This is a genomic window from Agathobaculum faecis (assembly GCF_014287995.1).
Taxonomy (GTDB): domain Bacteria; phylum Bacillota; class Clostridia; order Oscillospirales; family Butyricicoccaceae; genus Agathobaculum; species Agathobaculum ammoniilyticum.
This window is the reverse complement of the sequence record NZ_JACOPL010000033.1, coordinates 1-8,727: the sequence shown is the minus strand read 5'-3', so window position 1 is coordinate 8,727 and position 8,727 is coordinate 1. Positions and strand designations below refer to the sequence as shown.

Below are 8,727 nucleotides of genomic sequence, written 5' to 3'. Positions count from 1 at the left end.
ATCGTCATCCAGTGGCAGCTTATCCGGCTGTTCTTCGAGGTCGCGGAGCGGTACGTTATCCTCTGTGTCCTGACGTACTGCGCGCCGCTGGCCTTTGCGATGGGCGGGTCGAAAAGCACGGGCGATATCTTCCGCGGCTGGCTGCGGATGTTCGCCAGCATGTGCGTACTCATGGTGTTCAACCTGATGTTCGTCAAGCTGGTGCTGTCCGCGCTCTCCACAGACCCGAACGGCGCGGCGATCATCCCGTGGGCGATGCTCGTAGTCGGCATCGTTCGTATGGCGAAGAAGATGGACGGCATTATCCTGCGCATCGGTCTGAACCCTGCGCTTACCGGGGACCCGCTGGGTGCGCGCTTCCCCGGCGCGCTCACCGCCATGACCCTGCGCAGCATCGCGTCCGTCGTGACCCATACAGCGGCGAAACACACACCGTCCGCCGGATACAGCAATACCTTCGGCTCTCCGCCGCGGGAAGGCCCGCTCTGGGGCGGTATGGGGAAGAACGGTACAGGGGGGCCGGTTTCCAGCGGCAGGCTGTCAGACAGCCGAAAGGAAAGCATCCGCAGCCGGACGGCGGCAGAAGGGACGGCTGTGACCCGCGGTGCGGGCTCGGGTATGCGGGCCGCGCAGGAATTGGAGGCCTTCCGCCGCCGGTACGGTGCGGACAATACGGAGAAGATGCGGCAGGTGCGCAGGACGGTCTCCATCGACGCGGATGACTTTGATGATGAAAGCCATATTAGCAGCCATGTGGAGAAAAACAGCAGCGCCGCCGAAACCATCTCCGAAGCGGGCGGCAGGGTGACGCCGCCGGCACCGCCGAAGCGTCCGCTTTCGGAGAACTTCGGCCGGATGGACCCGCCGCGAACAGACGGCAAGCTGCCGCCGGTCATGCCGCAGCGCACAGCGGATGGACAGGCCAGCCATATGGTCTCCCCTGTTACACCGCAGCCGCCGGAACAGGCGTTTCATGCTCTCTCCGGCAGAGAGACTGCGCAGGGACACGGTGATTCGGCGCCGGAGTATGGAGGCAGGAAAACAGAACCTGCCCAGCAGGCAGGAAAAATCAGCCCAGTGATGCCGCCCCTGCCGCAGCAGGCAAAGCAGGGCACAGATGCTCACGCGGCGCAGCCTGCGTCACGGTCAACGGCCGCGCGCGTTATGCCGGCGAATCCGCCCGCCCCTTCCGGCAGGATGCCCCCAGCGGGAAAGGGGGCGGTTCCTTCACAAGTTGTTGCACCTGCAGACAATGTACCACGGGAAAACCGCGTACATGGAGCCGCATCCGTTACGGCAGCGTCGGCACGGGCAACCAGTGTGCCGCCGCCCATAACGGCCGCAGGCACGGTACAGGAGCAGTCGGCGGTGCATCCCGCTGCCCGCGAGATGCCGATTTCCCCGCCCATAGCGGCCGGAGGGGCGCCACAGGAACAGCAAACGGCGGCGCCGGTTGCCAGCGCTGCCGCTGCCGCAGGCAGCATAGCGTCCAGACACGCAGATAAAGCCCGCATTTCACCGGCCAGGGAAGCGCCGCTGCGGGAAGCACGACCGGCAACGGGGAACGTTGTCTCTCCAGCAAGGCGTCAGGAGGCTCCTGCGGCACAACAGGGGGCTCCGTCTCCTGCCCGGGTGACGCCGTCTGCACCGCACAAGACATCTGCACAGGCGGCGGCACAGGTCACGCCCGCACAGGTGGCAGCTGTGACACCGGCCGCACCGCCGCAGGCATACGCGCAGCCAGCCGCAAAGCTGCAGCCGGACGTTGCACCCGCAGATCGCTGCCCTACAGTTACCCCAGCGATACGGGAAAGAAAACCAGATCGTCCGGATACGGCATCCCATCCGGACGTCACCCCGGGCGTCCGCACGCCGGATATGGTAACGCCGCCGCCTGCCGTCCAGCCCCGTACCCTGCGCCGCAGCGCACAGCCGCTGAAAAATAAAGCGGCGCCGGAAACACCAAAGGGAGGAGGACCTCACAATAGAAAACGCAGGAGAAAGAAATAATCACAGCCACACCGCCGCCGCAGTACGGATCGCGCAGGCGGCATGGGCGGGAGGCGTCCACGGCGCGGCGGCGGCCGCCGCCGCGCCTGTACTGCGCAAAGCAGTGCCGGCCCTGCTCCTCATCGGCCTTTGCCTGCCCCTGCTGCTGCTCGCCGCCGTGCCGTGCAGCCTGTTCGGCGCGCCCAGCGTGTCGTCTCCGGATATCCAGGAGATGACCGCCCATGCGGAGGAGCTCACCGCCGCATGGAAGCGGCAGCGCACGCTGGAGCAGCAGGCGGTAGACCTGTTCGTATCGCTCCTGCCGGAGGACCTGGGCTTTATCCGCATCGAGAAGCGGCTCGGCAACACGAACGATTACTGGATGATCGCCATTACCTCGGTACACAGCGAGCAGGATGTGATGACGATAGACGAAGCGAAGATCGTCCGGACTATGCAGGCCAAGCTCCAATATGACCTCGAAGCGGAGTATGACGCGGAGGGGGATTTTATCGGCTATGTGCTGGTGATCTCGGACAAGACGCCAACCGAACTCATGGACGAGCTGGGCATGGACGGGCAGCAGCGCATGTGGGCGGAGGTCATTTACAATACCATCTGCGACGCGGAATACAGTGCGCCGGGCGGGTCTGTGGACAACACAGCGGATATGGATTTCTCCGATGTGGTGTTCACCGGCAGGGGTAATTCCAGGGACGTCGTGTATTTCAGCCAGTACGACCCCCGCTGGGGTGGGCTGATGTACGGCCAGACCAATACGATCGCGGGGGCGGGCTGCGGGCCAACGTCGCTTGCCATCTGCGTATCCACGCTAACGGATACCACCGTCACGCCGCCGGAGGTCTGTGACTGGTCCGTAAAAACGGGCCACCGCTGCGAAGGCAGCGGGAGCTACCACAGCCTGATCCCAGACGGGGCGGCGCATTACAATGTCCCATGCCGCGGTATCGGCCGGAGCGGGACCGAGCTGGTAAAGGCCCTGCAGGAAGGCAAGCTCGTGATCGCGATCATGTCCGCCGGGCATTTCACCCGCGGGGGACATTTCATCGTGCTGCGGGGCGTCACGGACAGCGGCAAGATCCTGGTAGCGGACTGCGCCAGCTATGAGCGCAGCCAAAAGGAATGGGACCTTGGCGTGTTCCTCGCGGAATGCAACAAGGGCGCCGCGGCCGGCGGGCCTTTTTGGGTATTGGGATGAGAGGAGGAGATAGAATCATGAACCCATATTCAGACGGACATGTGCTGCGCATAAGGCTTTTTCGTATCAGACACGGCATAACGCTTCGTGAATTATCTGCACAGTCCGGCATTACAGTACAGCGGATCAACTGTATCGAGCGGATGGAATTTTCCCTCACGCTAAGGAGCAGAGAGCGGATATTATGCGCTCTGGAAGCTATATTGCACAGCCGTATTCAAAATACCGCCATTGCATTGCGGGACTTCCAATGTGAGCGCGAGAGATTATTTGATGCTGTAATGGAAAAAGCGGAAGGTGGTCAGGATGCAGCCAAATGAAGACATTTACTATATCCCCGTGAATTTTACGGACGCGGGCCGTGTGCTCGGCCTGTTCGAGTTGCGCAACTGCATCGAGGCGGCGGTGCTCGCCGCCCCCACGGTGGGGCTGTGTACGCTGGTGGCGCAGCATACCCCATTCTCCCTCACCGTGAAGCTCATCCTCTCGCTCTGCCTGCTGGTGCCGGTCTGCGGCTTTGCACTGGCAGGCATTCGGGACGAGCCGCTGTCGCGGTTCCTTATCACCTATCTCCGCTGGCGGAAAAACCGCCGCATTGCACTGAACAAAGGAGTGATTAAACATGAACGTAAAAGAACTCATCTTCGGCGCGCAGGCCGGCGCGGCGCAAAGCCTCACGCCCGCAGATAAGGACCTGCAGGGCAGCCTGCCCATCGCGGATATAGACCGCGGCGTGATCCGCACGAGGGATGGCCGGCTGGCAGGGCTGTTCGAGGTACTGCCCATGAACTTCTTCCTGCAGAACACAGCGGAGCGGGAGCGCATCATCAGCTGCTTTGCCGCCTGGCTGCGCATCGCGCCCCGCAGGATACAGCTCCTGTGCCTGTCCCAGCCGGTGGATGTGGAGCACTACACCAGACGGATGCAGGAATTTTGGGAACGGGAAACAGATCCCTTGTGCCGGCAGTGCATCGAGGATAATATCCGGCAGGTGCGCAGCATGGTGCAGGACGGGGCCTTTACCACACGCTTCTTCATCGCGTACCAGTATGAAGCGGACATGGGGCCAGGCCCATACACGGAGCTGTACCGCGTTGCGGCCACAGCAAAGGGGTATCTCGCCCGCTGCGGGCTCACGGTGGTGGAGCCGCAGTATATAGACAACCAGATGGTGGAGACGGTCTTCGGGATGTTGTGCAAGGGGACCAGCCGGAACATCCGCCTGCCGGTAGGCTTCCGCTTTATGCTGGAGGACTGCTTCGCGTCTGCTGCGGCAGAGGAAAAAGCGGAAGCGGACGCGGCTGAAGTTGCTGCGGCAGAGGGAGCCGCTGCGAGGCAGGAAAACGAAGATGTGGAGACAACAGACGAAGAAACGACTGCCCAACCAAAATGTGGCCGGAAAAAACGCGGTGCAAAGACCGAAAAATACAAGCCCACCGGCGTGATGGACCTGATCTGCCCCGCCTCGGCGGACTTCACCGCGCGGGACTGCATCGAACTGGACGGCGTGTACCACGCCTATCTGTACATCGCGGGCTACGGCTACCGCAGCCTGGTGCGCGGCGGCTGGCTGGCGGCGCTCGTGGGGCTGGGGGACGGGATCTCGCTCTCCGTCACCCTGCACCGGCAGCCGCGGGAAAAGATATTGCCCAAGGTGGCGAACTCCACCATGTGGAGCCGCAGCCGGATGCGGGACGTGGACGATACCCGCGCGGACTATGAGCAGATGGACAGCGCCATCTATGCCGGGCAGTACATCAAGTCCCAGATGAACCGGGCGAACGAGGACTACTACGATATGTACACCCTGATCGAGGTCACGGCGGACACACCCGAACGGCTGGAGGTGCGGCTCTCCGAGGTGGAGCGTTTCTGTTCCTCGCAGGACATCATCTGCAAGCGCTGTGACTACGAGGAGGAGCAGGCGTTCCATTCCTTCCTGCCGGTGGTGTCTGTTGCGCCGGAGATCGCACGCAAGGCGCGGCGCAACGCGCTGCTGTCCGGCGTGGCGGGCGCGTTCCCGTTCTACTCCATGGAGCTCTGCGAGCAGAACGGCATCCTCATCGGCCGGGACCGGCGCAGCCGTTCGGTCTGTATGCTCGATATCTTTGACAGCGACCGCTACAGCAACGCCAACGTGGTCGGGCTGGGCATGTCCGGCGCGGGCAAGACCTTCCTTCTGCAGCTTATCGCCATGCGGTACCGCCAGCAGGGCAGGCAGGTCTTCCTCATCGCCCCGTACAAGGGACACGAATACCGCGCCGCGTGCGAGGCGATCGGCGGGCTGTACATCAGGCTCGCGCCCTCCTCCACGGACTGCATCAACTTCATGGAGATCCGGCGCACTTCGCTGGATGTGAACGCGGAGCTGGAGCGGACGGAGACACGCGGGGATTCGCTGCTCGCGGACAAGATCAGCCGGCTGCACATCTACTTCTCCCTGCTGCGCCGCAGCCTCACCGAGGAGGACATGAGCAGGTTGGATGTGGCCCTTACCCGCTTATATGGGCGGTTCGGCGTCACGCGGGACAACGACAGCCTGCTGGACGAAGACGGGCAGCCCAGACGGCAGCCCACGCCAAGGGACTTTTATGACCTGCTCATGGAGCAGGAGGAAACAAAACCGCTGGCGTTTGTATTGAGCCGGTTCGTAAACGGCTCTGCGGCGGGGCTTGGCGGGGAGACCAACATCAACATGGGCAACAAATACATCGTGCTGGATATCTCGGACATTGGCAAAGACCTGCTCGCTTTCGGCACTCTGCTGGCGGCGGATATCTGTCTGGACTACTGCAGGCGCTCGCGCAGCGAGCAGAAGATCATTATTTTGGACGAGATCTGGTCGCTCATCGGCGCGGGCTCCAACCCCGAGGCGGCTGGGTTCGTCCTTGAGCTGTTCAAGACCGTCCGCGGGTACGGTGCGGCGGCCATCGGCGCGTCGCAGGACCTGGAGGACTTCTTTGCGCTGGAGAACGGCAAGTACGGCAAGGCGCTGCTCAACAATGCGCGCATCAAGTTCGCCCTGATGACCGAGCCGGAGGAGGCGGCGCTCATCCAGCAGCATTACCACCTGACGGATGAAGAGATGCAGATGCACGCGGAGTTTACGCGCGGGCAGGCGCTGCTCTGCGCGGGCCGCAACCGGCTGGGCGTGGATATCATCGCGTCTGAACGGGAGCTGGAACTCATCACCACCGACCCGCGGGACATCGAGCGCATACAGGAGCGGCAGGAACTGGAACGGCTCCGGCAGCAGCGCACGGCGTGGGGACACGGCAGGACAGATATGGATACCGAAGAGGAGGATACCGGATATGACGAATGAACATACCCCCAGTTTCTATTTGCAGGAGGCATACCACCTTGCGCGGGAGCTGGAACAGCTCCCGCCGGACGCGCCGGAACGCAGCCGGACGGCGGATGAAGCCCTGTGCGCGGCAGAGACCGCGGTGCTCACCGCCCGCCGCACGTTCGGCGGGCTGCTGGAGAAGGGCAGGCAGGGAAAAGCGCTGCGGCTTGCGCCGCGCGCTCCCGCCCTCACGGGGACGGTTTCCGTGACACGGGAGGGCTGGACGGTAATCCGGCTGGACACGCTGCTGCAGAACGCGCGGCGGCGGACGACGGGATACATCGAGAACAGCCTTCTGGAGCTGCTCCGCCAGTGGCGCGGGCGCGGCGGGGTGCTGCCGTGGTACCGGCACGCGTTCGTGGCCATTACAGAACACACGGACCGGAAGGGCGGAAACGCTTACGATCCGGACAACCGCGAATGGAAGGCCGTGACCAACGCCCTCAAGGGCGTGCTGTTTGAGGACGACGACCAGTTCACCGTGAGCCTGATACTGGACGCCGTACCGGACGGCAAGGGCTGTACGGAGATCATGGTGCTGCCCTATCACGAGGCTGCGGTCTATCTTTCCGGCCGGAATTTCGGGAAAGACACGGCTGCAAACCGCTCCAAGCCCTGAAAAACGGATACGGTACTTTGGACAAAGCCGGACGGTATTTTAGTGCAAAAGCATACGGTAGTACCGTTCGGCTTTGTTGGTTTGCAAAACCGGACGGTGCTGCGTAAAAGCAGCGAAAGATATGCATATAGGAGGTTGAAGCACATGAAAAGTTGGAAGCGGCCAGACAACAGGCGAAAAATACCGTGGCCTATGCAAAGCAGGACGGTACTTTCCGGAAAGGGGGCAGGACCGGCATGGCGATGCGGAATGCAAAGGAGGTCGCGCGGCTGATCGGCTGGTGTCGAAACGTGGGGGACGCATGTGTGCAACGGTACGCAGGTTCGATCTTCCGCACGTCCCTTATGGAGGAACTGCAGAAGGAAAAACTGTTGAAAGCCTGCGATCCCGTATACGGCTGGCGGCTGACGAGAAAGGGGTACCGCTTCTTACAGGACAGCGGTATCCCCCTGCAGCCTGACGCCCACACACAGCGGGTGGGCCGGCGGTTCGAGCATGCTGAAATCACGGCGACTATGTATGCTGCCGGCATCTACCCCTATCTGACAGCAATAGAGGAGCTGCGAAGCAGGGACGGTTATCTGCCGGCATTTGCCCTGCGCGCAAGGCGGGGACAACAGGTGCTGGGGAATAACCAGATGGCAGGGCTGCTCCGGCTGCAGGACACCGTATATGTGGTGTATTATGTCTCGCCCGGCATGGACCGAGTCGTAAACCCTGCGCGGGAGACAGATCTCCTGCAAGGCGTCTGCACCGGCGCCGGCTGTACCCGTGGGGCGCTGCTGTTTTGCGGCGCTGACTATGCGGCGATCCATACCGCCCTGCACGGATCGTCCAAAGCAGTATCGGCACGAAGCCGCTGCGTATCATACGGCCGCTTTTACCGGATGGCACAGGAGCCGTGCCTTTACCTGCCCTGCTCCATGCAGGGCGTGCGCCAGCTCCATATCTTGAAGCATCCGGACTACCGGACAAAGATGTGCAGGGTCTTGTGGGGCTCCGGCGGCAAGATGGACAGCGGGACCGGTGCAGACTGGATCGATCCGAAAGATCATACGGCGTTCCTGCTGGTCGCGGACATGGATATCCGGAAAATAGAGGAGACCGCGTATCAGATCCGGCGGAAGGGGTACCAGCGGCTGGTGCTGGCAGGCTTTCAGGAGCAGAACCGCTTTCTGAAGCAGTATTACAGGCCGCCGTTCTATTCCTCCGCCACCCTGTCCAATGACATTCTGGACCGGCTGAAGGACGGTGAGCGCCATGCGCCGCCTGTCTGAACAGATCGCCAGGATGGAGGAGCGGGTGATAAAAAAGACGAAGTGCTGGCGGGACCGGCACCCGGGGAGCGGGAAGCTGTACGCCGCCCTTGGCGTAGTCATCTGGTACTTTTACGGGATGCTGATAAACTCCGTCCGGCTCGGCGTCCGCCAGTCCTTTGACGCGGACAGTGGGATCACGGATATCTGGACGGTAAACCCGTTCCTCAACCTGATCGCCCCGTTTACCCCCACCGGTATTTTTGTCACCGCCTCACTGGTCACGATGGCCTGC

At 62.4% G+C, this 8,727-nt stretch carries 7 protein-coding genes and 1 pseudogene; all 8 read left to right on the top strand.

Features of this window, described 5'->3' with window-relative positions; translation table 11 throughout:
- Positions 1–2,010 (top strand): annotated as a pseudogene (locus tag H8S45_RS15405) (hypothetical protein); the annotation flags it as partial.
- Positions 2,011–2,113: 103 nt separating this feature from the next.
- Positions 2,114–3,208 carry a C39 family peptidase gene (locus tag H8S45_RS15400; RefSeq protein ID WP_186950520.1) on the top strand — a complete coding sequence of 365 codons (1,095 nt, stop codon included), beginning with the start codon at positions 2,114–2,116 and terminating at the stop codon, positions 3,206–3,208.
- A gap of 17 nt (positions 3,209–3,225) precedes the next feature.
- Positions 3,226–3,528, top strand: a complete 303-nt coding sequence (locus tag H8S45_RS15395) for a helix-turn-helix domain-containing protein (protein ID WP_186950518.1) — start codon at positions 3,226–3,228, stop codon at positions 3,526–3,528.
- Entirely contained in the window at positions 3,515–3,898 is a 384-nt protein-coding gene (locus H8S45_RS15390; RefSeq protein WP_054328465.1) for a hypothetical protein, read from the top strand. Before H8S45_RS15395 ends, H8S45_RS15390 begins: the two co-directional genes overlap by 14 nt.
- Complete coding sequence (locus tag H8S45_RS15385) at positions 3,831–6,533, top strand: VirB4 family type IV secretion system protein (protein WP_054328466.1); 2,703 nt, start codon at positions 3,831–3,833, stop codon at positions 6,531–6,533. The genes H8S45_RS15390 and H8S45_RS15385 overlap by 68 nt, the downstream gene beginning before the upstream one ends.
- Positions 6,523–7,176: a hypothetical protein gene (locus H8S45_RS15380; RefSeq protein ID WP_054328467.1), complete on the top strand. Its 654-nt coding sequence runs from the start codon at positions 6,523–6,525 to the stop codon at positions 7,174–7,176. The genes H8S45_RS15385 and H8S45_RS15380 overlap by 11 nt, the downstream gene beginning before the upstream one ends.
- 185 nt (positions 7,177–7,361) lie before the next feature.
- Positions 7,362–8,453, top strand: a complete 1,092-nt coding sequence (locus H8S45_RS15375) for a hypothetical protein (protein ID WP_152959522.1) — start codon at positions 7,362–7,364, stop codon at positions 8,451–8,453.
- A partial coding sequence (locus H8S45_RS15370; RefSeq protein WP_186950516.1) for a hypothetical protein occupies positions 8,437–8,727 on the top strand: 291 nt, incomplete at its 3' end. The genes H8S45_RS15375 and H8S45_RS15370, both read left to right, overlap by 17 nt.

Coding starts and splice junctions, on each gene's coding strand:
- H8S45_RS15395 (WP_186950518.1), top strand. CDS start 3,226: ATGAACCCATATTCAGACGGACATGTGCTGCGCATAAGGCTTTTTCGT.
- H8S45_RS15390 (WP_054328465.1), top strand. CDS start 3,515: ATGCAGCCAAATGAAGACATTTACTATATCCCCGTGAATTTTACGGAC.
- H8S45_RS15385 (WP_054328466.1), top strand. CDS start 3,831: ATGAACGTAAAAGAACTCATCTTCGGCGCGCAGGCCGGCGCGGCGCAA.
- H8S45_RS15380 (WP_054328467.1), top strand. CDS start 6,523: ATGACGAATGAACATACCCCCAGTTTCTATTTGCAGGAGGCATACCAC.